Origin of the sequence: Pseudoflavonifractor gallinarum (assembly GCF_014982855.1) — a bacterium.
Classification (GTDB): domain Bacteria; phylum Bacillota; class Clostridia; order Oscillospirales; family Oscillospiraceae; genus Pseudoflavonifractor_A; species Pseudoflavonifractor_A gallinarum.
On sequence record NZ_JADCKF010000004.1, the window covers coordinates 154,203 to 177,761 of the forward strand.

Here is a 23,559-nt window from a genome sequence, read left to right on the forward strand (position 1 = left end):
TTTTAATTTCATTTTATTCGATTATCTGATCGGGAATGGAGGCATTTCGCTATGATCATTCGGGATATCCAGGTGGGAGAGATCTCCCTCCCGCTGGCCCGTCCGTTTAAAACCGCCCTGCGCACGGTAGAGCATGTGGACGATATCGTGGTCCGCGTGGTGGCCGACACCGGCGAGGTGGGCTACGGTGAGGCTCCTCCCACCGCGGTCATCACCGGAGACACCAAGGGCTCGGTGGCCTGCGCCATCCGGGAGTTCATCCGCCCCAACCTCATCGGCATGGATGTGGAGGACCTGGACGGTATCATGAAGCGCCTTCACAGCTGCATCCTGAAAAACACCTCCGCAAAAGCGGCGGTGGATATGGCCATCTACGATCTGTGGGCCAAGCGCTGGGGCGCCCCCCTCTATAAGCTTCTGGGCGGGGCCAGGACCTCCTTCCGCACCGACATCACCATTTCGGTCAACCCCATTGATGAGATGGTGGCCGACGCGCTGGACGCCGTGTCCCGCGGCTATGACATTCTGAAGATCAAGGTAGGAAAGGACGGCACCGGCGATGTGGAGCGCATCGCCGCCATCCGGGAGGCGGTGGGTCCCGATGTACAGCTCCGGGTGGACGCCAACCAGGGCTGGACCCCCAAGCAGTCGGTGGCCATCATCTCCGCCATGGAGGACCGGAATCTGAACATCGAACTGGTGGAACAGCCGGTGAAGGCCCACGACATCGCCGGGATGCAGTTTGTCACCAGCCGGGTCTATACCCCCATTCTGGCCGATGAAAGTGTGTTCTCTCCCGCCGACGCCATCGATATCATACAGAAGGGGGCCGCCGACCTCATCAACATCAAGCTGATGAAAACCGGCGGCATCCACCAGGCCCTCAAGATCTGCGATGTGGCAGAGCTCTACGGCGTGGAGTGTATGATCGGCTGCATGCTGGAGTCCAAGCTCTCGGTCTCGGCCGCCGCTCATCTCTGCTGCGGCCGGAGCGTCATCACCAAGGCCGATCTGGACGGCCCCTCCCTGTGCTCGGTGGACCCCTTTACCGGCGGTCCCGTCTTTGAAGAGGCGCTGGTCACCATGTCGGAAGCGCCCGGCGTGGGACTCTCCGCCATCCCCTGCGAGCACTGGAGCTGACCGCGGACCTCCGGGTCCGCCCCAACCCCATATCTTCAAGGGTCCAAGGATTTCCTTCCCTTGTTGATATACGGTCCCTCTCCGGGACCGATCTTGAAAGGAAAGAAGGAGACGCGCGTGAAACGAGTGAAAAAACTGCTTGCTCTGACCCTGGCCCTGTCCATGACCGCTGGTCTCACAGCCTGCGGCGGCGGCGACGAGGGCGGCTCCACCGGCGGCGAGTCCGTCTACCGGGAGCTCTACTCCAGCGAGGTGGAGACCCTCAACTACCTCTATACCTCTTTTACCAACGACTACCGCATGTGTGCCAATATGGTGGACTGTCTGGTGGAATACGATCCCTACGGTGTGATGAAGCCCGCTCTGGCTGAGAGCTGGGAGCACAATGAGGACTATACCGAGTGGACCTTCAAGATCCGCCAGGGCGTCAAGTGGGTCAACGCCCAGGGCGAGGAGGTGGCCGACGTCACCGCCAACGACTGGGTCTCCGCGGCCAAGTGGGTCAACGACGCCGCCAACAACTCCTCCAACCAGTACATGTACAACGGCATCGTCAAGAACGCCCAGGAGTACTTCAACTACACCGCCTATCTGCTGGAGAGCGAGAACGGCACCAAGACCACCGACGCCGACGGCAATCCCATCGAGCCCGTGCCCGAGGTGAGCTTTGACGACGTGGGCGTCAAGGCGGTGGACGACTATACTCTGGTCTACACCATGGCCTCTCCCTGCACCTACTTCCCCTCCGTGCTGTCCTACACCACCTATATGCCGGTGTACGGCCCCTTCCTGGAGGAGCAGGGCGAGATGTTCGGCGTGGACAATCAGTCCGTGCTCTACAACGGCGCCTACATCATGTCCGAGTTTGAGCCCCAGAACCACCGCACCCTGGTGAAGAACCCCACCTACTGGGACAAGGACAATGTCTTCATCGACAAGCTGGAGTTCCGCTACAATGCCTCCGCCACCACCCTGGGCCCCGAGTCCTTCCTGCGCGGTGAGGTGGACTATGCCGAACTGGACGCCTCCCTGCTCTCGGCCTGGCAGAGCGATCCTGAGAAGCAGAATCAGCTCTCGGCCAGCCGTCCCAGCGTGGCCTTCTCCTATTTCTTCTGCTTCAACTTTGAGCCCCGCTTCGACGAGTCCCTGGACCCCGACAACTGGACGCTGGCAGTGAACAATGAGAACTTCCGTCAGTCCATCTTCCACGCGCTGGACCGGGTCAACGCCCTGGAAGTGGTGGAGCCCAATACCCCTGAAAACCTCCTCAACAACACCATCACCCCCGCCACTTTCACCGAGGCCGCCGGTCTGGATTACACCCAGTATCCCGCGCTGAAGGCCATCTCGGACGGCGACAGCTTTGACGAGGCCACCGCGCTGGACTACAAGGCCAAGGCGGTGGAGGAGCTCACCGCCGCCGGCGCCAGCTTCCCCATCCAGATGTACATGCGCTATAACCCCGCCACCACCAACTGGGATAAGGAGTGCCAGGTCATCGAGCAGCAGCTGGAAGGCCTGCTGGGCACCGATTACATCGACGTGGTGGTCGAGGCCGGTCCCTCCACCAACTTCCTCTCCATGGTCCGCCGCACCGGCGACTACGGCTTCATGAAGTGCAACTGGGGCGCCGACTACGCCGACCCCCAGACCTGGACCGATCCCTTCAAGTCTCAGGACAACTCCTACAACTTCATGGCCCAGGATCCCAATCTGGAGATCGGCCAGAAGCCCTGCACCAACAAGTCCCCCGAGACCCAGGCTCTGATGGAGGAGTACTACGCCCTCATCGACGCGGCCAAGGCCATCACCAACGATGACGAGGCCCGCTACACCGCCTTTGCCGAGGCCGAGGCCTTCCTCATCGAGCACGCCATCGTCGTTCCCTTCTCCATCTCCAGCTCCGGCTATGTGGCCACCCGCCTCAACGTGTTTGAGGCCCAGTATGCCCCCTACGGCATGGCCCTCCAGTGCTTCAAGTTCCAGAAGCTGCGGGAGGAGCCCATGGGCCTGGAGGAGTTCAACTCCCTCTATGACCAGTGGCTCAAGGACCGCACCGCTGCCATTGCCGCCGCGGACGCCGAGTAATCTCTCTGCGGGCGCCCCGGACCGTGAGTCCGGGGCGCCCCTTCTCCCGGTCTGCCACAGCCGCCCTATATGACGGCCCCAGGTCCTGTGTGGGACCGTGATATACCCCGGCCGTGTCTCCCCATTTTCCTCTCAAGGAGGTCTCGTCTCATGGCGAAATACATATTCAAACGCCTGCTGCGCTCCCTGCTGACCCTGTTTATCATCGTGACCATCGTCTTTTCTCTGCTTCGCCTGATGCCCATTGAGGGCTACTTCCAGAACTTTGAGAAGATGAGCGCCGTCCAGGTGGAACTGGGCCTCAAGGAGCTGGGTCTGGACAAGCCGCTCCCCGCTCAGCTGCTGGATTTTTACAGTGATCTGCTCCACGGCGATCTGGGCGTGTCCAACAAGTACCGCCGCAATGTGCCGGTCACCAAGATCATCGCCGAGAAGGTGCCGGTCTCCATGGCCATCGGCCTGACCTCCCTGGGCATCGCCCTGGCAGTGGGTCTGCCCATGGGCATCCTCATGGCCCGCTCCACCCGCACCAAGCACAAAATCGGCGACAAGCTGGGCACCGCCTTCATCGTTCTGATCCAGGCCGTTCCCGCCGCCGTCTACTACCTGGTCATCCAATTCTACGGCACAAAATATCTGGATCTGCCCATGCAGATCAGCAGCGGGCGGCCCGTCACCTACATCCTCCCCATCCTCTCCCTGGCCCTGGGCAACATCGCCTACTACGCCATGTGGCTGCGGCGGTATATGGTGGATGAGTCCAACAAGGACTATGTGAAGCTGGCCCGGGCCAAGGGCGTGCCCGCCTCGGCCATCTCCCGCAAGCACGTGTTCCGAAACGCCTTTGTGCCCCTGGTCCAGTTCATCCCCACCTCGGTGATCCTGACTCTGATGGGCTCCCTCTATGTGGAGAGCCTCTACTCCATCCCCGGCATGGGCGGCCTGCTGGTCAACGTCATCCAGCGGCAGGACAACACCGTGGTCCAGGGCCTGGTGCTCTTCTATGCCGCCATCAGCATCCTGGGCCTGCTGGTAGGCGATATCCTTATGGCGATCGTGGATCCCCGCATTACCTTTGGCAAGAAAGAAGGTGGCCGCTGATGCCCTCGTTCCGCTTCAAAGACCACAAGACCCAGCAGCTCAGCCAGAGCGTGGGAGAGGTCCTCTCCCGGAATTATTCCGAGAGCGAATTTTTTGAGTTTGCCCCCTATGATCCCACCGCCGGCGAGCGGGGCGGCTATTCCAACTACTCCTACTGGGGCTCCACCCTGCGCTCCTTCGCTCAGAACAAGGTGGCCATGTTCTTTCTCATCCTGATGGTGGGTATCCTGGCCTTTACCGTGGTAGAGCCCATGCTCCCCTATGCCCCCGAGGCCAACACCATCTACAAGGGCGCCACCAACCTGGCCCCCTGCAAGGAATACTGGTTCGGCACCAACTCCATCGGGCAGGACCTGTGGAGCCAGATCTGGTCCGGCGTGCGCACCTCCCTGCTCATCGGCCTGGCCGTGGCCTGTGTGGAGGCAGTTCTGGGCGTGATCATGGGGGTGCTGTGGGGCTATGTCCGCAAGCTGGACTTCCTCTTCACCGAGATCTACAACATCTTCGATAACGTCCCCCAGACCCTGGTGGTCATCATCATCTCCTACATCCTGCGCCCGGGCGTGAGCACCATGATCTTCGCCATGTGCCTCACCTCCTGGCTCCAGACCGCCCGGCTGGTGCGCAATCAGGTGCTCATCATCCGGGACCGGGACTACAACCTGGCCTCCCGCTGCCTGGGCACCGCCACCTGGCGCATCATGGTCAAGAACCTGCTGCCCTATCTGGTGTCCATCCTCACCCTGCGCATGGCCCTGGCCATCCCCGCCGCCATCGGCAACGAGGTCTTTATCACCTACATCGGCCTGGGCGTGCCCCTGGAGATCCCCACCCTGGGCAACCTCATCAAGGCCGGACAGACCGTGATGATGGAGTCCACCCTGAGCTACCAGCTCTTCTTCCCCGTCATCATCCTGTCCATCATCACCATCTCGTTCTACATCGTGGGCAACTCCTTCGCGGATGCCGCCGATCCCAAGAATCACGTCAAGTAAGGAGGACATATCATGGAAACCGAGACCATTCTGTCCGTCCGGGACCTGGACGTGAAATTCACCCTGCGGGGCCAGGTGCTCCACGCCATCCGGGGGATCTCTCTGGACGTCCACCGGGGTGAGAGCCTGGCCATCGTGGGCGAGTCGGGCTCCGGCAAGAGCGTATTTACCAAGACCTTTATGGGCCTTCTGGACTCCAACGGCTCGGTCACGGCCGGGGAGATCCGCTACAACGGCCAGGACCTGGCCGGGTACACCACCGACCAGCAGTGGCGCACCATCCGCGGCCGGGAGATCGCCATGGTCATGCAGGACCCCATGACCTCCCTCAACCCGCTCAAGACCATTGGCGACCAGATCGAGGAGGCCATCGTCCTCCACCAGGGCCTCAAGGGGGCCGAGGCACATGCCCAGGTCCTCAAGGTGCTGGAGGAGGTGGGCATCGACCAGCCCGAGCGCCGCTCCAAGCAGTATCCCCACGAGTTCTCCGGCGGCATGCGCCAGCGGGTGGTCATCGCCATCGCCGTGGCCTGCCGGCCCAAGATCCTCATCTGCGACGAGCCCACCACTGCTCTGGATGTGACCATCCAGGCCCAGATCCTCCAGCTCATCAAGGATCTCCAGAAGAAATACGACCTCACCACCATCTACATCACCCACGATCTGGGCGTGGTGGCCAATGTGGCCGACCGCATCGCCGTCATGTACGCCGGAGATATCGTGGAGATCGGCACCTGTGAGGAGGTCTTTTACGACCCCAAGCACCCCTACACCTGGGCGCTGCTCTCCTCCCTGCCCCAGCTGGGCGTGAAGGGCGAGGAGCTCTACTCCATCAAGGGCACGCCCCCCAACCTCTTCCTGGAGGTCAAGGGGGACGCCTTCGCCCCCCGCAATCCCCACGCCCTCAAGATCGACTTTGTGGAGCGTCCCCCCTACTTCGAGGTGAGCCCCACCCACAAGGCCCGCACCTGGCTCCTGGATCCCAGGGCCCCCAAGGTGGAGCCGCCGGAACACATCAAGCATCTTCGGGAACAGGGGGTGAACCGCCATGTCTGAGCAGCGCAAGAAACTGCTGGAGGTCCAGGATCTCCAGGTCACCTTCGGCACACACCTCCATCCCTTTCACGCGGTGAAGGGGGTCTCCTTTGACATCTATGAGGGCGAGACCTTCGGTCTGGTGGGCGAGTCCGGCTCGGGCAAGACCACCATCGGCCGGGCCATCATCCGCATCAATCCGGTCTCCGGGGGCCAGGTCCTCTACCGGGGAGAGCGCATCAGCGGCCGCATCAGCCGGGAGCTGGACCGGAAGGTCACCCGGCAGATCCAGATGATCTTCCAGGACCCCATGGCCTCCCTCAACGAGCGGGCCAAGGTGGACTACATCGTCTCCGAGGGCCTGTACGGCCGCCACATCGGCGAGGCCGAGCGGCAGGAGAAGGTGGCCAAGGCCCTGGCCGACGTGGGTCTGCTGCCGGAGTTCGCCAGCCGCTTCCCCCATGAGTTCTCCGGCGGCCAGCGCCAGCGCATCGGCATTGCCCGCTCCCTCATCATGGACCCCGACTTCATCATCGCGGACGAGCCCATCTCCGCCCTGGATGTGTCCATCCGGGCCCAGGTCCTCAACCTGATGAGCCAGCTCCAGAAGGAGCGCGGCCTCACCTATCTCTTCATCGCCCACGACCTGAGCGTGGTGCGCTTCATCTGCGACCGCATCGCCGTCATCCACAAGGGCCGTCTGGTGGAGCTGGCCGAGAGCGAGGAGCTCTTTGCCCATCCCCTCCACCCCTACACTCGGGCGCTTCTCTCGGCCATCCCTCTGCCCGACCCCATCGCCGAGAAGAAAAAGAAGCTGCTGGTCTACGACCCGTCCATCCATCACTACGACCAGGAGACTCCCCTCTGGCAGGAGATCTCCCCCGGCCACTTCCTCCTGGCCAGCGAGCGGGAGGCGGCGGAGTGGCAGCGCGAACCTTCCCGTTGACAAGTACATTCTGACTGCCGATAATAGAGAGGCGGGAGAGGACCATTCCCGGTGCTCTCCCGCCTTTTTGTCCACACATTTTTGTTTCTGGTGGTGTTACCATGATTACCCCAAAACCGCTCTTTCCCGGCGCCCGGGTGGCCCTGGTGGGGGCCTCCTCCGCCGTTCCGGCCCAGCGGCTCCCGCTGGCTGTGCAGGCCGTCCGGGACCTGGGTCTCTCCCCCGTCGTGTTCCCCTCCTGTCAGGAGGAAAACCGCCACGGCTATCTGGCTGCCAGCGACCGCCAGCGCTCTGCCGACCTGAACGCCGCCTTTGCAGATGACTCCATCCACGGCATCCTCTGCATCCGGGGCGGCTACGGCGCCCACCGGCTCCTTCCCCTGCTGGACTGGGAGACCATCCGCACCCACCCCAAGTATTTCTCCGGATACAGCGACGTCACCGCCCTCCACACTGCCCTCAATCAGGACTGCGGCCTGGTGACCTACCACACCATCATGCCCGCCACCGAGTACTATCAGCCGGTGGACGACTACTCCATGGACTATCTGCGCCGCGCCCTCTTCGGAGCCCTCGCCGGTCCCCTCCCCATCCACCCGGACCACCCGCTGGAGCCCCTCTCCGGCGGACGGGCCACGGGTGTGCTCTGCGGAGGCAACCTCTCCCTGCTGGCCGCTTCCCTGGGTACCCCCTGGGAGATCGACACCCGGAATAAAATTCTCTTCCTGGAGGACATCGGAGAGCATATCTACCGCATCGACGGCATGCTCACCCAGCTGCGCAACGCGGGAAAGTTCCGGGACTGCGCCGGGGTCCTCCTGGGGGACTGGACCGACTGCACCCCGGAGGATCCGGAGCGCACCCTCACCCTCCACCAGCTCTTTGAGGAGCTCATCCTCCCCGCCGGGGTGCCTGTCATCGCCAACCTGCCCTGCGGGCACTCCCTCCCCTCCATGGCCCTTCCGCTGGGGGCCGTCCTCTCCATGGACGCCGATTCCCCCGCGCTGGAACTCTGCTGAACTGAAAGGAGCGCTTTCTATGAAAAAGACCGAACTGGACGCCTGGCTCCGGGAACAGATCGACGCCTTTCCCGGCAAGGTCTCCCTCCTCATGACCGACCTCATCAACGGCAAGCACTACCACTCCTTTGACCCTGACACCCAGGTGGTGTCCGCTTCCACCATCAAGGTCCCCATCCTGCTCTACGCGCTGGAGCAGGTACGGCAGAAGCGCCTCTCCCTGGAGCAGGCCGTTCCTGTTCCGGCGGAGTCCATCCTCCCGGACACGGAGGTTTTTGAGCTGGGCCTGCCCGAGTATTCCCTGTGGGAGCTGCTCTACTGGATGATCGTGGAGAGCGACAACACCGCCACTAACCTGGTGCTGGACCTCCTGAACTGGGATGAAATGAATGCCTACTTCAAGGACACCCTGGGCCTCAAGCACACGGTCTGCCAGCGCAAGATGCTGGACTGGGACGCCGTGGCCGCCGGGAAAAACAACTACACCTCGGCCGCCGACCAGGAGCGTATCTATTGGGCCCTCTACCGGGGCACCATCCTCACCCACGACCTCCAGGAGAAGGCTCTGGACATGCTCCGCCGCCAGCGGTGCAACGACTCCTTCCTGCGCTACATCCCCCAGCCGGTGGTGGTGGCCCACAAGACCGGCGGTCTAGACCATGTGAACCACGACGCCGGCATCTTCGAGCTCTTCAGCCACCCCTTCTATCTGGGTATCTTCACCTGGGACGGTCCCGCTCTGGACGGCCAGCCCGATCAGAAGCGCTTCATCGGAAAACTGGCCAAGCAGATCTACGAGATCTACGGATAAACTTTTTGTTGCGTGTTTTAGATGCATATATAAAGGCAAAAGGGGCTTTTGATATGGCAATTAGAAAAGTAGACTTTTTTTGCGGTGCATTTTTATCCTATTTGATTACAAATCGAGTTGAACCAACTCTATTTGAAGCCGGAGAAAAAAGCAAAATGCTTCGCTTTACCATCGCGCAGCATGATTATAAAGTATTTTTAAAATACTCAGCCACTCCAAAGGAATCTATAAAATCAAAAAAAGAAAACACAAAATGGGATGTAATTTTTACAAGTAAAGAGATGGACCTTCTTAAAGATTATCCTGAAGAGGGCAGAAAAAATGTTGTAGTGCTTGTATGCACAGACCCCAAAATGAAAAATACTTCTTTTGTTGCATTAGATTATAATGATGCTAAAGCTTGCCTAGGCGACGACTCTATAAATAAGCAACGAAGAATTTCTATTTCGCATATAAAAAATAGTCCTAAAATTAGTGTCTACGGTACAGCAATTAGCGATAAAAAAGCCTTTCAATATGATTTTAATTGTGACAAATATTTTGGTTTTATAGAAAAAATATAATTTAAAACTGATTTCATTACCATCTGAAATGAGGTGTGCCTATGAAAGCACTTGTCAATTCCCCCATCTGTCCCCTGAAGTCCCGCCCCCATATGCAGAGCGAGCTGGCCGACGAGGTCCTCTACGGCTCCACCGTGGAGATTCTGGAGGACACCTGTGCGGGCTGGTACCGCATCCGCACCCCCTACCGCTATGAGGGCTATGCCCCCGCGGAGGGACTGCTCTTCGGCGAGCACAACGTGGCCCGGTGGGAGGCTCTGCCCAAGCAGATCGTCCGCAAGGGCGTCTGTGACGTACTCTCCGCCCCTATGGTGGAGGGCTGGTGTGTGGAGACCCTGACCCGGGGCGCCCTGGTGGCCGTCAAAGGGACCCCCGACGAGCGGGGCTGGCAGCGAGTCTCCCTGTGTGACGGCCGGGAGGGCTTCACCAAGACCAGCTTCCTGGCCCCCTATCACACCGCTCCCGCCTTCGCGGAGGAGGACGCCCTCCGCGCCGCCTTTGTGGAGACCGCGATGACCTATCTGGGCACCCACTACCGCTGGGGCGGAAAGACCCCTCTGGGCATCGACTGCTCGGGTCTGACCTCCATGAGCTATCTCCTCAACGGCGTGACCATCTACCGGGACGCCCACATCAAGGAGGGCTTCCCCCTCCATGAGATCCCCCGTTCGGACATCCGGCCCGGCGACCTGCTCTTCTTCCCCGGCCATGTGGCCCTCTATCTGGGCGAGGGCAAATACATCCACTCCACCGCCCGCAACGGCAGCGACGGCGTGGTCATCAACAGCCTCAACCCGGGCGACCCCGACTATCGGGAGGACCTGGACAAGGGCATGACGGCAGCTGGAAGTATTTTCTAATCAAATCCCATCGCCCTTCTCCCCGCGGGCCGTGATACCGATTGTATCGCGGTCCGCGGTTCTTGTTTGAATTTGGTACTTTCCCTTTGGGTCGTTTGCTCTTATAATGGTAGGTGCAAACCATCCCCCGGAAGAGCCCGCAGAGCAAGCTCTGTCTTCCGTCGGGATGCGAAGGAGGTTTATTATGAAGGTGCTCATCATCGGCGGTGTCGCCGCCGGAACCAAGGCCGCGGCCAAGCTCAAACGCATGGACCGCGGGATGCAGGTCACACTTATCACCAAGGATCAGGACATCTCCTATGCGGGATGCGGCCTGCCCTATTATGTCGGCGGTCTCATTGATACCCGGGAGGAGCTGATCGTCAACACCCCCGCCAAATTCGCCGGTCTCACCGGCGTGGAGGTCCTCACCGGCCGGGAGGCGATAAAGCTGGACAGCACCGCCAAGACGGTGACTGCCCGCAATCACGCCACCGGCGAAGAGGAGCACTACACCTATGACGCCTGTATCCTGGCCACCGGCGCCTCTCCCATCGTTCCTCCCCTGCCCGGCATGGACCTGGAGGGTGTGTTCAAGCTGCGCACCCCGGACGATGCCATCGGCCTGCGGGACTATGTGAAGTCCACCCAGGCCCGCCGGGCCGTGGTGGTGGGCGGCGGCTTCATCGGACTGGAGGCGGCGGAGAATCTCCAGGCCCAGGGCCTGACCGTCACGGTGGTGGATCTGGCCTCCCAGATCATGCCCAATATCTTTGATCCCGAGATGGCGGAGTACGTCAAGCGCCACCTCCAGAGCAAGGGCATCCGGGTCCTCACCGGCAATCCCCTGGAGGCCATTCTGGGCTCCGGCCGGGTGGACGCCGTCAAGACCGGCATGGGGACCCTCTCGGCCGATGTGGTGGTCCTCTCCATCGGCATCAAGCCCAACACTGCCTTCCTGGCGGACAGCGGCATCGAGCTCTTCAAGGGCACCGTGGTGGTGGACGAGCACCTGCGTACCAACCTCCCCGACGTCTATGCCGCCGGCGACTGCGCCCTGGTGAAAAACCGTCTGACCGGCGCCCCCCAGTGGTCCGCCATGGGCTCCTCGGCCAACTACGAGGGCCGCACCCTGGCCCAGCTGTTGGGCGGGGCGGAGGTCCGCTATCCCGGCGCGCTGGGCACCGGTGTGGTCAAGCTCCCCGGTCTCAACGCCGGACGCACCGGTCTCACCGAGGCAGCCGCCAAGGCGGCGGGCTACGACGTGGAGACCGCCCTGTGCGTGGTGGATGACAAGGCCCACTACTATCCCGGGGCCGGTTCCTTCATCGTCAAGCTCCTGGCCGACCGTCCCACCCACAAGCTCCTGGGTATCCAGGTCCTGGGCCCCGGCGCCGTGGACAAGATGGTGGACATCGCCGTCACCGGTCTCTCCATGGGGGCCAAGCTGGAGGACTTCTCCAATCTGGACTATGCCTATGCCCCGCCCTTCTCCACCGCCATCCATCCCTTTGTGCAGGCGGCGTATATCCTGCTCAACAAGCTCTCCGGCGCGTTGGAGAGCTTTACCCCCGCCCAGTACGCCGCGGGAGAGGCCAAGGACTACACCGTGCTGGACGTGGGCCTTCAGCCCAGCATCCAGGGCGCGGTGCGCATCGACCTGGCCAGCGTCAACGGCCCGCTGGAGGGCCTGGACAAGGACGCCAAGCTCCTCCTGGTCTGCGCCAAGGGCAAGCGCGGCTATTTCCTCCAGAACCGCCTGAAATACTTCGGCTATACCAACACCCGGGTACTGGAGGGCGGCACCACCTTCAATCAGGTCCGGGTCGCGGGCGTGGCCGCCTCGGTCACCCCCGAGCAGATCACCGCGGTGAAGGCGCTGGGCTTCCTCTTCGATAAGCGTACCCCCGACAAGTTCAACGGCCGCGTCATCACCCGCAACGGCAAGATCACCGCCGAGGAGCAGAAGGTCATCGCCGAGGCCGCCGAGCGCTTCGGCTCCGGCGAGGTCACCATGACCACCCGCCTCACCCTGGAGATCCAGGGCGTGCCCTTCGAGAATATCGAGCCCATGCGGGAGTTCCTGGCCCAGCACGGGCTGGAGACCGGCGGAACCGGCTCCCAGGTGCGCCCGGTGGTCTCCTGTAAGGGTACCACCTGCCAGTACGGCCTCATCGACACCTTCGATCTCTCCCAGGAGATCCACGAGAAGTTCTACGAGGGCTACCACGGCATCAAGCTCCCCCACAAGTTCAAGATCGCCGTGGGCGGCTGCCCCAACAACTGCGTCAAGCCCGACCTGAACGATCTGGGCGTGGTGGGCCAGCGGGTACCCCAGGTGGAGCTGGACAAGTGCCGCGGCTGTAAGGTTTGCCAGGTGGAGCAGGTCTGTCCCATCCATGTGGCCAAGGTCGTAGACGGCAAGGTGGTCATCGACCCGAACATCTGCAACCACTGCGGCCGCTGCGTGGGCAAGTGCCCCTTCCACGCGGTGGATCAGTCCACCAACGGCTACCGGATCTACATCGGCGGACGCTGGGGCAAGAAGGTGGCCCAGGGTCTCGCCCTGGAGAAGGTCTTTACCAGCCGGGAGGAGGTCCTCGCCACCATCGAGAAGGCCATCCTCCTCTTCCGCGAGCAGGGCATTACCGGCGAGCGCTTCGCCGACACCGTGGCCCGTCTGGGCTTTGAGAACGTGCAGGAGCAGCTGCTCCAGGACGACCTTCTCTCCCGCAAGGAGGAGAATCTGGCCGCCCAGAAGCATCTCAAGGGCGGCGCTACCTGCTGACCTTCCTCCCTTTTCCGTGTAAAAAGCAAAAAGCCGTCCCGGTCCAAATAGACCGGGACGGCTTTTCTTATGGTATGTTCTTACTTGTCAAAGATGGGGTTGACGCCCACCTTCTTGCGGTTCTCGTACTGGTAGAAGCCCATGCCGGACTTCTGGCCCAGGTAGCCCGCGGCCACCATCTTGCGCAGCAGGTGAGCGGGACGGTACTTGGTGTCGCCCAGGTCGTTGTAGAAGGTCTCCATAACCTCCAGCAGGATGTCCAGGCCCACCATGTCGGCCAGCTCCAGGGGACCCATGGGGTGGTTACAACCCATCTTCATGCCCTCGTCGGTGTCGGCCACGGTGCCGATGTCCTCATCCAGGATCTCAACGGCCTCGTTGAGCATGGGCAGCAGCATGCGGTTGACGATGAAGCCGGGCTTGTCCTTGGCCAGGATCATGGTCTTGCCCATCTTCTTGCCCACTTCCATGGCGGCGTCAATGGCCTCCTGGGAGGTGCGCAGGCCATGCACCACCTCCAGCAGACGCATCACAGGCACGGGGGAGAAGAAGTGCATGCCCACCACCTGCTCGGCACGGCTGGTGGCCGCAGCCAAGCTGGTCAGAGAGATGGAGGAAGTGTTGGAAGCGAAGATGGTATCCTTGGGGCAGATCTTGTCCAGCTCCTCAAAGATGGCGCGCTTGGCGTTGAGGTCCTCAAAAATGGCCTCGATGACCAGGTCGGCATTGGCAGCCGTGTGGATGCTGGAAGAGGTCGTGAGCAGAGCCAGCGCGGCCGCCTTCTGCTCTTCGGTCATACGGCCCTTGCTCACCAGGCGGTCCATGTTCTTGCCAATGTTGGTCTTGGCCCGCTCCAGAGCGCCCTCGCTCTGGTCATGGATGGTCACGTTGTATCCGCTCTGGATAGCGGTCTGGGCGATACCGCTGCCCATAAAGCCAGCGCCTACTACAAAGATATTCTTGATTTCCATAATGTCTCTCCATTCTCTGTTTATTTTCCGTTGTCCGGAATATAATTCCGTTTATTCCCTACAAAAAAAGAACAGATATTAACTGGTAGCAGTATTATACCACACCTCACTTCTGCCTGTCCAGCCTAAAAACCGTCAATTTTTGCACAAAAAACGGGCGCAGCCGTATTTCTCCTGAAAAAACAGCTGCGCCCGTCTTCTTTCTTCCCGATCTATTTCGGCTCCTTGTCCCGCACAAAAATATGCTTGACGTGGGGCAGATTGGTAGAGCGGACGTCGATTTCAAAGCGGTCCATGGCCTTGACCAGCTTGGTCAGCTTGGAAAAACCGAAGTTACGGGGGTCAAAATCGGGCTGCTTCTTGACCAGAAGATTACCCAGATCCCCCATAAAGGCGTATCCGTCCTCGTCGGCGATGTCCTCCACCGAGTCGGCCAGCAGGGCCTCCACTTCCGGCGGGATGCGGTTGGCCGGCTCGCTCCCCTCCGCCGAAGCGGGGACCGGCGCGGGTTTCGGCTCCGGCTCCACGGGCTTGGCGGGTTCCGCCTTCTTCTTGCCCCGTCTGGAGGCGCTCTTGCCGCTCTCGGTCCGGGCAGACTCGGAGGCCCTGGCCTGTTCGGCCTTCTCCCGCTCCTTCCTTTCCCGCTCCAGCCGGGCCTGCTCCGCCTTCTCCTCCTCGGCGGCCTGGCGGGCAGCCTCCTTCGCGGCGGCCCGGGCCCGGTCCCCCGCCGCCCGGATGACCTCGATGTAGACGAATTTATCGCAGGCCACGATGAAGGGACCCGGCGTCTTCCGCTCCCCCATGCCGTAGACCTTCATCCCGGCCTCCCGCAGACGGGTGGCCAGACGGGTAAAATCGCTGTCGCTGGACACCAGCACAAATCCATCCACCCGGCCGGAGTAGAGGATGTCCATGGCATCGATGATCATGGCCGAGTCGGTGGCGTTCTTTCCGGTGGTATAGGCGTACTGCTGGATGGGGGTGATGGCATTCTCCAGCAGCAGCGGCTTCCAGGTGGACATGTTGGGGGAGGTCCAGTCCCCGTAGATCCGTTTGATGGTGGGGGTCCCGTAGACCGCCACCTCGGCCATCACGTCCTTGATGGCCGTGCGAGGGGCATTATCCGCGTCGATGAGGACGGCCAGACGCAGTTCTCCCGCCCCCATCAGTCGCTCAGGACGAAGTGGAAGAAGCGGAGCATCTCATACCAGTCGTCCGAGGCAAAGGAGACGTTCTTCTCATCCTCCAGGGAGGCACCGGGATAGAAGTGCTTGGAATAGGCACGCTTGTGCTCTCGGAAGCGGATCTTGGCCTCAAAATGCTCCGGCATGGGCACGGGGCATTTTTTCGCGTTCTTGACCGCCTTTTTGACGCCCTCCCGGATGGCCCGGACCGCCGCGTCTGGATGCATGGACACCACTGCGCCGCCGATGCCCTCGTTGACCGCCACGGTGGTGATCTCCGGAATGAGCTCCTGGGCGAAGTCGCACAGGGCCTTGTCCCCGCAGAGGAAGGGCACGGGTACGCCGTAGTAGCCCGCCGTATAGGCGTTCATCAGAAACTCACTCATGCGCACGCCATTGAGGGTCACAAATTCGTTCTGGAGGTTCATGGTGTGGGAGAGGGGATTCCCGCCGCAGGCGGCCCAGGCGTGGTATCCCGTAAAGAGCACCGCGTCAAAGCTGCCCCGGTCCAGGCCGCTCATCATGCTCAGCAGATCCCCGCTCCAGCCCCGCATGATGCGCACCCGCTCAGGCAGCTGGGAGGGATCGATGTTGCGGGCCGAGTCGTGGGCGTCCCGCACAAAGATCTCGTCTGCGCCTCCGGCCACGGCTCCCTCGCAGGCCGCGCGGACCTCCATGGTCATCTGCTTGCGGAAATAGTTATAGTCATAGGGGGTGCTGCGCTCGGTCTCGCTCCAGTCCGTAATGCCGCAGGTACCCTCGATATCGGCGCTGATAAATACGTTCATGGGAATTCCTCCTTCGTTCCATTTCACGGCCGGCCTCTACGGGATCTCTTACCGGCCTATCAACCCATTTTACCGCCTTCTAAGTGGGCAGATACCCATCCTCTTGTAATATTTATACAAGGAGACGGGCCGGGCTTTTCTCTTATTCTACCGTACTTTTCATCACATTTCCAGCCTAAGTTCCAGGGCTTTTTTTCGGACTGGTCCGTCTTATAAAATTGACAAAAATCAACCGAATATTTCTATTTATTTCGTTTCTTGAAATAATATGCACAAAGATTATAATGGGAACCGCTTCCGGAGGCAGGGCCCGCACAGGGCAGCCCATCCGGATCTGCGGGGGGAGCGGAATGTGTGTGCTTCTCTCCTGCGGGAACTTTTGAAGGAGGGATTTTCATGATCTCATTCTTGGTCGCATTGGTCCTGCTGATCGTGGGCTTCTTCACGTACAGCAAGCTGATGGAGCATGTGTTCCACATCGACGACCGGCAGACCCCGGCCGTGGTCCATCCGGACGGCGTGGACTACATGCCTATGAAAACTTGGCGGATCTTCCTGATCCAGCTGCTCAACATCGCCGGTCTCGGCCCCATCTACGGCGCACTGGCCGGTGCCTGCTGGGGCCCCGTGGTCTACCTGTGGATCGTGTTCGGCACCATCCTGGGCGGCGGCGTCCACGACTTCCTCTCCGGTATGATGAGTGAGCGCGAGGACGGCGCCTCCATCTCCGAGGTAGTCGGAAAGTACATGGGCCGTGTCATCACCTTTATTATGCGCATCTTCTCTGTGGTCCTGCTGGTTCTGGTGGGCACCACCTTCTCCACCGGCCCGGCCGGCCTGCTGGCCAGCCTGACTCCCACCGTGCTCAACGCCAAATTCTGGCTGGTGGTCATCCTGCTCTACTACCTGTGCGCCACCTTCCTGCCCATCGATAAGATCATCGGCAAGCTCTATCCCATCTTCGGCATCTGCCTGATCATCATGGCTCTGGGCGTTGCCGGCGGCATCATCTTCGGCGGCTACCAGATGCCCGAGCTGTGGGATCACTTCGCCAACGAAGACCCCAATGGAAAGCCCATCTGGGCCATGATGTTCGTCAGCGTGGCCTGCGGCGCCATCTCCGGCTTCCACGCCACCCAGTCCCCCATGATGGCCCGGTGCATCACCTCCGAGAAGGAGGGCCGCACCGTGTTCTACGGCGCCATGGTGGCCGAGGGTATCATCGCCCTGATCTGGGCCGCTGCGGGTGTCTCCTTCTATAACGGCGCTGCCGGTCTCTCCGGCGCTCTGGCCGCGGTGAACAACAACCAGGGCGAGATCGTCTACCAGATCTGCCACGGTCTGCTGGGCCCTGTGGGCGCGGTCCTCGCCATGATCGGCGTCATCGCCTGCCCCATCACCTCCGGCGATACCGCGTTCCGTTCCGCCCGTCTTACCATCGCCGACTGGTTCAAGATTGACCAGTCCAAGATGACCACCCGTCTCTTCCTGGCCGTACCTCTGCTGGCCGTGGGCGCCATCCTGTCCCAGCTGGACTTCTCCATGATCTGGAGATACTTCTCCTGGTCCAACCAGACCCTGGCCATGATCGTTCTGTGGACTGGCGGCGTGTTCATCCACAAATACGGCTATCCTCCCATCGCCAGCCTGATGGCCGCCATCCCCGCGACCTTCATGTCCGCGGTCTCCATCACCTACTTCTTCCAGGCCCCCGAGTGCCTGCACCTGTCCACCTCCATTGCCTACCCCGTGGGCATCGTGGCCGCCATCCTCTTCTTCTGCATCTTCTGGTGGCGCACCTTTATCGTACACAAGGACGATATCAACCACGAGCTGGCTGCGCAGGCAAAATAACATACGCCTAAAATCAAAGGTCTGGCCGCATTGCGGCCAGACCTTTCTCTATGCGATCAGATAGAAGAGGCAGGACAGGACGGTCCAGACGCTGAAGGCCAGCATGCCGGGACTGCGCAGCAGTCTTCCCCACCCCGGGCTCCCCATGGTCCGGACCAGCTGCCCCAGTTCGCCCCGCCGGGCAATCAGCCGCCATACCCCGATGCCCACCAAAAGCCAGATCCCCGCATAGACCGGAGCCTCGATGCCCAGCCGCTCTGCCAGGGGAAATACGCCGCTGGAGAGCAGATTGATCCCCGCGTGGAGGAGGATACACTGCCACAGGCGCCCGGTGTGCACGGCCACCCAACCCAGTACGACCCCCACCGCACAGGCATAGGGCATTTGAAAGAGATTCCCATGCACCATGCCGAAGAGCAGCGCCGACGCGGCCACTGCAAAGCCGTCTCCGTACCGGCGCAGCCGCTCCAGGATCAGCCCCCGGAACATCAGCTCCTCAAAGATGGGCGCCAGAGCGCCGGTCAGCAGCAGGCTCAGGGGAAGCGGATAGGAGAGGATGCTCTCCACCGGGTCCGTCCCCCACCATCCAGTCACGGTGCCCAGCAGTCCCCGGAGGATCGCCCCCACCGCGCTCCCGCCATAGAGCACCGCCAGCGCGATGCAGTAGGTCTCCCCCAGCCTTCCGGGTGAGAGGACCTCCCCCTGCCGCTCCGGGTCATCCCCGCCCCGTCCCAGCACACAGACAAACACCGGGAAGGACACACCATAGGAGCTGCATACCGACAGCAGCCACTGAAAGAGCGGGTCCCGGGCCAGCCAGGGCAGCCACACTCTGGCCGCCAGCAGCACGCCGGCCTGGACCAGGATGCCGGTGAGCAGATAGGCCAGCAGCGCCCAGCCGATCCGGGAGAGGGCTCGATCCTCCCCCTGGGAAGGCGAATACACCCGATGTAAGGTTGGCTTATGCACAAAAACCCTCCTCCGACGGGTATCCTGGCCTGCGCAGATCGGCGCACGGTCCGCCCCATCCTGAGATTTGCCTCATTATAGCAGGCTTTCCGCCCGGAGACAAGCTTCCGTTCTCCGGGCGCTTCTTTCCAGGAAAAAACACTTGACCTTCTACCCGGTGTATGGTGTATCATACGCTCATCAGAGGAGGGATCGGACATGAAGATCAATGAAGTGGAGGAGCGGGTGGGCATCACCAAGCGCAACATCCGCTTCTATGAAAAGGAGGGACTGCTCACCCCCCAGCGCAACAGCGACAACGGCTACCGGGATTACGGCGAGGAGGAGGTGGAGGTCCTGCGCAAGATCAAGCTCCTGCGCAAGCTGGATGTTCCTCTGGAGGAGATCCGCCGGCTCCAGCACGGCTCTCTGACGCTGGACGACGTGCTCCGCCGCCATGTGATCCAGCTGCGGCGGGAGGAGCACAACCTCGCCACCATGGGTGCGCTCTGCCAGCGTCTGGCCGACGCCCAGGCCCAGCTTGCCACCCTGGACGCCGAGGCCTGGCTTGCCGAAATGGAGCAGATGGAACAGGAGGGGACCCGTTTTATGAACATCCGGAAAAACGACACCCGCATCCGCTACGTGGGTCCGGTGGCCGCCGCTCTGGTCTTTATCCTGCTGATGGCCGGGGTCATGGCGCTGATCGTCTGGGGCTTTACCATCAGCCCGGAGGAGGCCCCTCCCCTGTGGCTCATCGTGATCCTGGCCGCCATCCCCATGGTATTTATCATTGGCGTACTGCTGGCACTGTTCCAGCGCATCCAACAAATCAAAGGAGGAGAAGAAGATGCTGCTTCTCAATATTGATTACATCCCCGGCAAAAAGATTCAGGCCCTGGGCCTGGTCAAGGGCTCGGTCGTCCAGTCCAAAAACTTCGGCAAGGACTTTATGGCCGGGATGAAGACCCTGGTAGGCGGCGAGATCGAGAGCTACACCCAGCTGCTCAATGAGGCCCGCCAGATCGCCACCAAGCGCATGGTGGACGAGGCCGAGCGGATGGAGGCCGACGCCGTCATCAACATCCGCTATGCCAGCTCCTCCCTCATGCAGAGTGCCGCGGAGCTCACCTCCTACGGCACCGCCGTGCGCATCGTGGGCGAGGAGTGAGGGCGGTCCGTATCTTTTTCCCAAAAAATCTCCGTCTGGGCGGAACCTTTCCGGCGCTCCTTCCGTCTAAAGCACATCATCCCAAGTAAGGAAAGGAGCCATTTCTATGAAAACTCTCGTCTGTGCCGCGCTGAGCTGCGCGCTGCTGCTCACCCCCGCCCTGGCCGCCGAGCCGGAAAGCGGCGTTTCTTCCCAGGCCCCTACCGGGACCGCCTCCTATCAGCTGCCCGAGCAGCTGGGCTGGATCTACCGCTGGGGGACCGCCTCTGAGCTCTCCGGAGACTCTGTGCTCCTCCACGCCGGCGGCGAGACCGAGCAGGACATTCTCTATCACATCTCCGACCAGACGGTCATCCTCAATGCGGTCACCGGCGAGCCCATGACCGCCGATCAGCTCCGGGACGAGGAGTCTCTCTACATCTACTCCGCCCCGGTCATGACGCTGAGTGAGCCCGCCCAGGCGGGCGCCACCCTGATCCTGGCCTCCATCCCCGCCGACTACGGAGTGCCCATGGCCCGCCGCGTGACCTCGGTCACCCGGGACGGCGATTCGGTCTCCATCGGTACGGAGGATCTGGTCTACCACCTCTCGGACGAGACCAAGGTCTCCGGCCTCTCTCTGGACGAGCTGATCCCCGGCGACTATGTGGTGGGCTGGTACGACATGGTAGCCGAGTCCTACCCCGCCCAGACCACCCCCGAGACCCTGATTCTTCTAGACGGCGGCAATGCCGGCTGGATCCACGCCGATCTCCAGTCGGTCTCCCTCAACGGAGCGGAGCTGGAGCTCTCCGAGCAGGAACTGCCTCAGCTCCAGGAGGGCAAGCTCATGCTCCCCGTCCGCGCAGTGGCTGAAGAGCTGGGCTGCACCGTCTCCTGGGACGCCCAGTCCCCGGACCAGGTGACCGTCAGCCAGGACGGACAGACCCTCTACACCCTCGCCCTGGACGGCGAGGAGGCCTATGCCGCCTCCGGCGTCTCCTTTGCCCCGGTGGAGCAGATTCTGGGCGTGCACAACCTGTACTTTGTCCCCTGAGTTCCAAATATAGGTAAGCTGTAAAAAATGGGAATGAGGCATTGTCCTCATTCCCATTTTGTTGTAAAATAGCGTTAACATAATCAAGGAGGCCCTTTTTGATGAATCGACGCCGCTGCGCCCGTATCCTGTCGGGTATGTTTCTCGCTTCCCTGCTGGCGCTCCCCGCACAAGCTCTCACCCTGGAGCAGGCCCGCACCCTGCTCACAGACGCCTATATTGACCCCGTTCCCCAGGAGGTATTGGACCAGACCTCCATCTCCGCCATGCTGGAACAGCTGGGGGACCCCTATACCCAGTATTTTACGGCAGAAGAATACCAGGCCTTTCTCTCCTCCATGGAGGATGCCAGTCTGGTGGGGATCGGCGTGGTCTCCATCGCCGGCACCGACGGAATGACCATCACCTCCGTGCTGGAGGGCTCTCCCGCCCAGGCTGCCGGGCTGCGGGAGGGTGACCGGATCGTGGCGGTGGACGGCCGCTCCACCCTGGGCGTGGATGCCGCACAGGTGTCCTCCTGGATCCAGGGAGAGGCCGGCACTCAGGTCACGGTTACCTACCAGCGCGGAGAGGAGAAGCACACGGTCACCCTGACGCGGGCCGCCATCACGGTCCCCACCACCACCTCCCGCCTGGTGGAGGGACGTGTGGGCTATCTGGAGTGCACCACCTTCGGCACGGACACCTATCCCCACATCCAGGAGGGGATCTCCGCCTACCAGGATGAGGCCAGGGTCTGGGTCATGGACCTGCGGGGCAACGGAGGCGGATTGACCTCGGCGGCCTCCCAGGCGGTCAGCGCCTTTACCGACGCGCAGAATACGGGCTATCTGCGGGATGGCTCCGGCTCCTACGGCGCATTCTCTTCCTCCCTGTCCCCCCTCACCGACAAAGCGGTCATCGTCCTCTCCGACGGATATACCGCCAGTTCCTCTGAGCTCTTCTCGGCCTGCATCCGGGACCTGAATGCCGGGATCGTGGTGGGTGGCCGCACCTTTGGAAAGGGTGTGGCACAGACCCTCTTTGACCAGAGCGTCTATCCCGACTACTTCCCGGACGGGGACGCCATGAAGATCACCACCAACCGCTACTTCTCCCCTGCCGGAGCCACCACCGACACCGTCGGGATCATCCCCCACCTGCTGGTAGACCCCGACCTGGCCGACGAGGTGGCCATCCTCCTCTCCGCCGCCCCGCCCGACGGCGACACCGCCGGATATTACCGGCTGGATCTGGGCTGGCGCTGGTACATCGACGGGGAGCAGGCCTCCAGTCCGGCCTACCGGGACGCCTTTGCGCAGCTGCTCTCGGCCATCCCCCCCACGGTGGACCTGTGGCAGGGGACCGGCGGCTCCAACGGCTGGACCTGTGTCTCCCCGGAAGAGGCCGCTCAGACCTATGGCCTGACCTACCTGGACCGCTCCTTCTCCGACACGTCGGCCAGCCCCTATGCCGAGTCCATCGACCTGCTGGCCTCTTATCAGATCCTCTCCGGCACCGGGGACGGGACCTTCCATCCGGAGGACTCTCTGACCCGGGCAGAGCTTGCCGCCATGCTGGCCGCGGCCCTCAACTGCAATATGCCCTCCAGCCCCGCCGTCTTTTCCGACGTGTCCATGGACAGCTGGTATGGTCCCTCGGTCTATGCCCTGGAGCAGCTGGGCCTTCTCTCCGGCGACGGAAAGGGGAAGTTCCACCCCGATGACCCGGTGACCCATGAGCAGCTCTTCTCCATTCTCGCCCGCCTGGCCGAGGATCTCAGCCTCAATTTCTACGAGGCCTCCAAGGGCATACCGGAGGACACCATGGACAGCGCCGCCCTCCGCGCCTACGCCCCCTGGGCCCGGGAGAGCGTGTGGCTCCTGACCAACGGACATCAGAATCTCTTTGGACAGCCCCTCTCTCTCTTGTGGGACAGCCCCGAACAGATCGCTCCTCAGGACGCCGCCACCCGGGAGGAGACGGCCTCCCTGCTCTGCCAGGTACTCATCTATACCGGCGTGCTCCCGGTGTGATCCCCTCGGGCACGCAGAACCGATTTCTATGCAGAAAGCCCCGGAACCAGATGGTTCCGGGGCTTTGCAGTGTTTCAGGTTGGAATTACGCCTTCTCAAAGACGTCCTTGCCCAGACCGCAGACCGGGCAGACCCAGTCCTCGGGCAGAGCCTCAAAGGGGGTGCCGGGAGCGATACCGTTGTCGGGATCGCCCACCGCGGGGTCATACTCATAGCCGCAGGGGCCGCAGACATACTTATCCATGGTTTCTAATCTCCTTTTTTATG

21 protein-coding genes are annotated in these 23,559 nt (G+C 61.7%); 16 read left to right on the forward strand and 5 right to left on the reverse strand.

The window, feature by feature from the left end; translation table 11 throughout:
- Nucleotides 1-51 precede the first annotated feature (51 nt).
- The 11 genes from INF37_RS06040 (at nt 52) to INF37_RS06090 (ending at nt 13,325) form a co-directional block, all read left to right on the forward strand.
- On the forward strand, nt 52-1,140 hold the full coding sequence (locus INF37_RS06040; protein WP_101691202.1) for a dipeptide epimerase: 1,089 nt from the start codon (nt 52-54) through the stop codon (nt 1,138-1,140).
- A gap of 117 nt (nt 1,141-1,257) precedes the next feature.
- Nucleotides 1,258-3,228, forward strand: a complete 1,971-nt coding sequence (locus INF37_RS06045) for a peptide ABC transporter substrate-binding protein (protein WP_328821040.1) — start codon at nt 1,258-1,260, stop codon at nt 3,226-3,228.
- A gap of 150 nt (nt 3,229-3,378) precedes the next feature.
- A complete protein-coding gene (locus INF37_RS06050; protein WP_101691200.1) occupies nt 3,379-4,329 on the forward strand; it encodes an ABC transporter permease in 951 nt (316 codons plus the stop codon).
- Nucleotides 4,329-5,324, forward strand: coding sequence for an ABC transporter permease (locus INF37_RS06055; RefSeq protein WP_101691199.1), 996 nt, complete (start codon nt 4,329-4,331; stop codon nt 5,322-5,324). The genes INF37_RS06050 and INF37_RS06055 overlap by 1 nt, the downstream gene beginning before the upstream one ends.
- A gap of 12 nt (nt 5,325-5,336) precedes the next feature.
- Complete coding sequence (locus tag INF37_RS06060; RefSeq protein ID WP_180956688.1) at nt 5,337-6,380, forward strand: ABC transporter ATP-binding protein; 1,044 nt, start codon at nt 5,337-5,339, stop codon at nt 6,378-6,380.
- On the forward strand, nt 6,373-7,305 hold the full coding sequence (locus INF37_RS06065; RefSeq protein WP_193537091.1) for an ATP-binding cassette domain-containing protein: 933 nt from the start codon (nt 6,373-6,375) through the stop codon (nt 7,303-7,305). The genes INF37_RS06060 and INF37_RS06065 overlap by 8 nt, the downstream gene beginning before the upstream one ends.
- Before the next feature lie 101 nt (nt 7,306-7,406).
- On the forward strand, nt 7,407-8,324 hold the full coding sequence (locus tag INF37_RS06070) for a S66 peptidase family protein (RefSeq protein WP_193537093.1): 918 nt from the start codon (nt 7,407-7,409) through the stop codon (nt 8,322-8,324).
- Nucleotides 8,325-8,343: 19 nt separating this feature from the next.
- Nucleotides 8,344-9,135 (forward strand): serine hydrolase, encoded by a 792-nt coding sequence (locus tag INF37_RS06075; protein WP_186963297.1) that lies wholly within the window; start codon nt 8,344-8,346, stop codon nt 9,133-9,135.
- Between the two features lie 53 nt (nt 9,136-9,188).
- A complete protein-coding gene (locus INF37_RS06080) occupies nt 9,189-9,698 on the forward strand; it encodes a hypothetical protein (RefSeq protein ID WP_193537095.1) in 510 nt (169 codons plus the stop codon).
- Between the two features lie 41 nt (nt 9,699-9,739).
- A complete protein-coding gene (locus INF37_RS06085) occupies nt 9,740-10,558 on the forward strand; it encodes a C40 family peptidase (RefSeq protein ID WP_101691194.1) in 819 nt (272 codons plus the stop codon).
- 184 nt (nt 10,559-10,742) lie between these two features.
- A complete protein-coding gene (locus INF37_RS06090) occupies nt 10,743-13,325 on the forward strand; it encodes an FAD-dependent oxidoreductase (protein WP_193537096.1) in 2,583 nt (860 codons plus the stop codon).
- 80 nt (nt 13,326-13,405) lie between these two features.
- On the opposite strand, the gene INF37_RS06095 is transcribed toward INF37_RS06090, so the two are convergent.
- The 3 genes from INF37_RS06095 to INF37_RS06105 all read right to left on the reverse strand — a co-directional run bounded on the left by INF37_RS06095 (nt 13,406) and on the right by INF37_RS06105 (nt 16,268).
- Nucleotides 13,406-14,296, reverse strand: coding sequence for a 3-hydroxyacyl-CoA dehydrogenase family protein (locus tag INF37_RS06095; RefSeq protein WP_193537098.1), 891 nt, complete (start codon nt 14,294-14,296; stop codon nt 13,406-13,408).
- A gap of 212 nt (nt 14,297-14,508) precedes the next feature.
- The gene (locus INF37_RS06100) at nt 14,509-15,462 is read right to left on the reverse strand and encodes an NYN domain-containing protein (protein WP_193537100.1); all 954 of its coding nucleotides are present in this window, start codon (nt 15,460-15,462) and stop codon (nt 14,509-14,511) included.
- On the reverse strand, nt 15,462-16,268 hold the full coding sequence (locus INF37_RS06105; protein WP_101691190.1) for a M55 family metallopeptidase: 807 nt from the start codon (nt 16,266-16,268) through the stop codon (nt 15,462-15,464). The genes INF37_RS06100 and INF37_RS06105 overlap by 1 nt, the downstream gene beginning before the upstream one ends.
- Nucleotides 16,269-16,664: 396 nt before the next feature.
- Here INF37_RS06105 and INF37_RS06110 point away from each other — a divergent pair, with 396 nt between their 5' ends.
- Entirely contained in the window at nt 16,665-18,122 is a 1,458-nt protein-coding gene (locus tag INF37_RS06110) for a carbon starvation CstA family protein (RefSeq protein WP_101691189.1), read from the forward strand.
- Nucleotides 18,123-18,170: 48 nt separating this feature from the next.
- Here INF37_RS06110 and INF37_RS15930 read toward each other — a convergent pair whose 3' ends face one another.
- Complete coding sequence (locus tag INF37_RS15930; RefSeq protein ID WP_193537102.1) at nt 18,171-19,091, reverse strand: CPBP family intramembrane glutamic endopeptidase; 921 nt, start codon at nt 19,089-19,091, stop codon at nt 18,171-18,173.
- 198 nt (nt 19,092-19,289) lie between these two features.
- Here INF37_RS15930 and INF37_RS06120 point away from each other — a divergent pair, with 198 nt between their 5' ends.
- The 4 genes from INF37_RS06120 (at nt 19,290) to INF37_RS06135 (ending at nt 23,292) form a co-directional block, all read left to right on the forward strand.
- On the forward strand, nt 19,290-19,940 hold the full coding sequence (locus tag INF37_RS06120) for a MerR family transcriptional regulator (RefSeq protein WP_101691187.1): 651 nt from the start codon (nt 19,290-19,292) through the stop codon (nt 19,938-19,940).
- Nucleotides 19,921-20,241: a YbjQ family protein gene (locus INF37_RS06125; protein WP_101691186.1), complete on the forward strand. Its 321-nt coding sequence runs from the start codon at nt 19,921-19,923 to the stop codon at nt 20,239-20,241. The genes INF37_RS06120 and INF37_RS06125 overlap by 20 nt, the downstream gene beginning before the upstream one ends.
- Before the next feature lie 106 nt (nt 20,242-20,347).
- Nucleotides 20,348-21,277, forward strand: coding sequence for a stalk domain-containing protein (locus INF37_RS06130; protein WP_193537103.1), 930 nt, complete (start codon nt 20,348-20,350; stop codon nt 21,275-21,277).
- Between the two features lie 101 nt (nt 21,278-21,378).
- Entirely contained in the window at nt 21,379-23,292 is a 1,914-nt protein-coding gene (locus INF37_RS06135) for a S41 family peptidase (RefSeq protein WP_193537105.1), read from the forward strand.
- Between the two features lie 85 nt (nt 23,293-23,377).
- Here the strand turns inward: INF37_RS06135 and rd are convergent, their stop codons facing one another.
- Nucleotides 23,378-23,536 carry a rubredoxin gene (gene rd, locus INF37_RS06140; RefSeq protein WP_101691183.1) on the reverse strand — a complete coding sequence of 53 codons (159 nt, stop codon included), beginning with the start codon at nt 23,534-23,536 and terminating at the stop codon, nt 23,378-23,380.
- Between the last annotated feature and the right edge of the window lie 23 nt (nt 23,537-23,559).

Excerpts from the sequence above, each read along its gene's own strand:
- INF37_RS06040 (WP_101691202.1), top strand. The coding sequence starts at position 52 with ATGATCATTCGGGATATCCAGGTGGGAGAGATCTCCCTCCCGCTGGCC.
- INF37_RS06050 (WP_101691200.1), top strand. The coding sequence starts at position 3,379 with ATGGCGAAATACATATTCAAACGCCTGCTGCGCTCCCTGCTGACCCTG.
- INF37_RS06055 (WP_101691199.1), top strand. The coding sequence starts at position 4,329 with ATGCCCTCGTTCCGCTTCAAAGACCACAAGACCCAGCAGCTCAGCCAG.
- INF37_RS06060 (WP_180956688.1), top strand. The coding sequence starts at position 5,337 with ATGGAAACCGAGACCATTCTGTCCGTCCGGGACCTGGACGTGAAATTC.
- INF37_RS06065 (WP_193537091.1), top strand. The coding sequence starts at position 6,373 with ATGTCTGAGCAGCGCAAGAAACTGCTGGAGGTCCAGGATCTCCAGGTC.
- INF37_RS06070 (WP_193537093.1), top strand. The coding sequence starts at position 7,407 with ATGATTACCCCAAAACCGCTCTTTCCCGGCGCCCGGGTGGCCCTGGTG.
- INF37_RS06075 (WP_186963297.1), top strand. The coding sequence starts at position 8,344 with ATGAAAAAGACCGAACTGGACGCCTGGCTCCGGGAACAGATCGACGCC.
- INF37_RS06080 (WP_193537095.1), top strand. The coding sequence starts at position 9,189 with ATGGCAATTAGAAAAGTAGACTTTTTTTGCGGTGCATTTTTATCCTAT.
- INF37_RS06085 (WP_101691194.1), top strand. The coding sequence starts at position 9,740 with ATGAAAGCACTTGTCAATTCCCCCATCTGTCCCCTGAAGTCCCGCCCC.
- INF37_RS06090 (WP_193537096.1), top strand. The coding sequence starts at position 10,743 with ATGAAGGTGCTCATCATCGGCGGTGTCGCCGCCGGAACCAAGGCCGCG.
- INF37_RS06095 (WP_193537098.1), bottom strand. The coding sequence starts at position 14,296 with ATGGAAATCAAGAATATCTTTGTAGTAGGCGCTGGCTTTATGGGCAGC.
- INF37_RS06100 (WP_193537100.1), bottom strand. The coding sequence starts at position 15,462 with ATGGGGGCGGGAGAACTGCGTCTGGCCGTCCTCATCGACGCGGATAAT.
- INF37_RS06105 (WP_101691190.1), bottom strand. The coding sequence starts at position 16,268 with ATGAACGTATTTATCAGCGCCGATATCGAGGGTACCTGCGGCATTACG.
- INF37_RS06110 (WP_101691189.1), top strand. The coding sequence starts at position 16,665 with ATGATCTCATTCTTGGTCGCATTGGTCCTGCTGATCGTGGGCTTCTTC.
- INF37_RS06120 (WP_101691187.1), top strand. The coding sequence starts at position 19,290 with ATGAAGATCAATGAAGTGGAGGAGCGGGTGGGCATCACCAAGCGCAAC.
- INF37_RS06125 (WP_101691186.1), top strand. The coding sequence starts at position 19,921 with ATGCTGCTTCTCAATATTGATTACATCCCCGGCAAAAAGATTCAGGCC.
- INF37_RS06130 (WP_193537103.1), top strand. The coding sequence starts at position 20,348 with ATGAAAACTCTCGTCTGTGCCGCGCTGAGCTGCGCGCTGCTGCTCACC.
- INF37_RS06135 (WP_193537105.1), top strand. The coding sequence starts at position 21,379 with ATGAATCGACGCCGCTGCGCCCGTATCCTGTCGGGTATGTTTCTCGCT.
- rd (WP_101691183.1), bottom strand. The coding sequence starts at position 23,536 with ATGGATAAGTATGTCTGCGGCCCCTGCGGCTATGAGTATGACCCCGCG.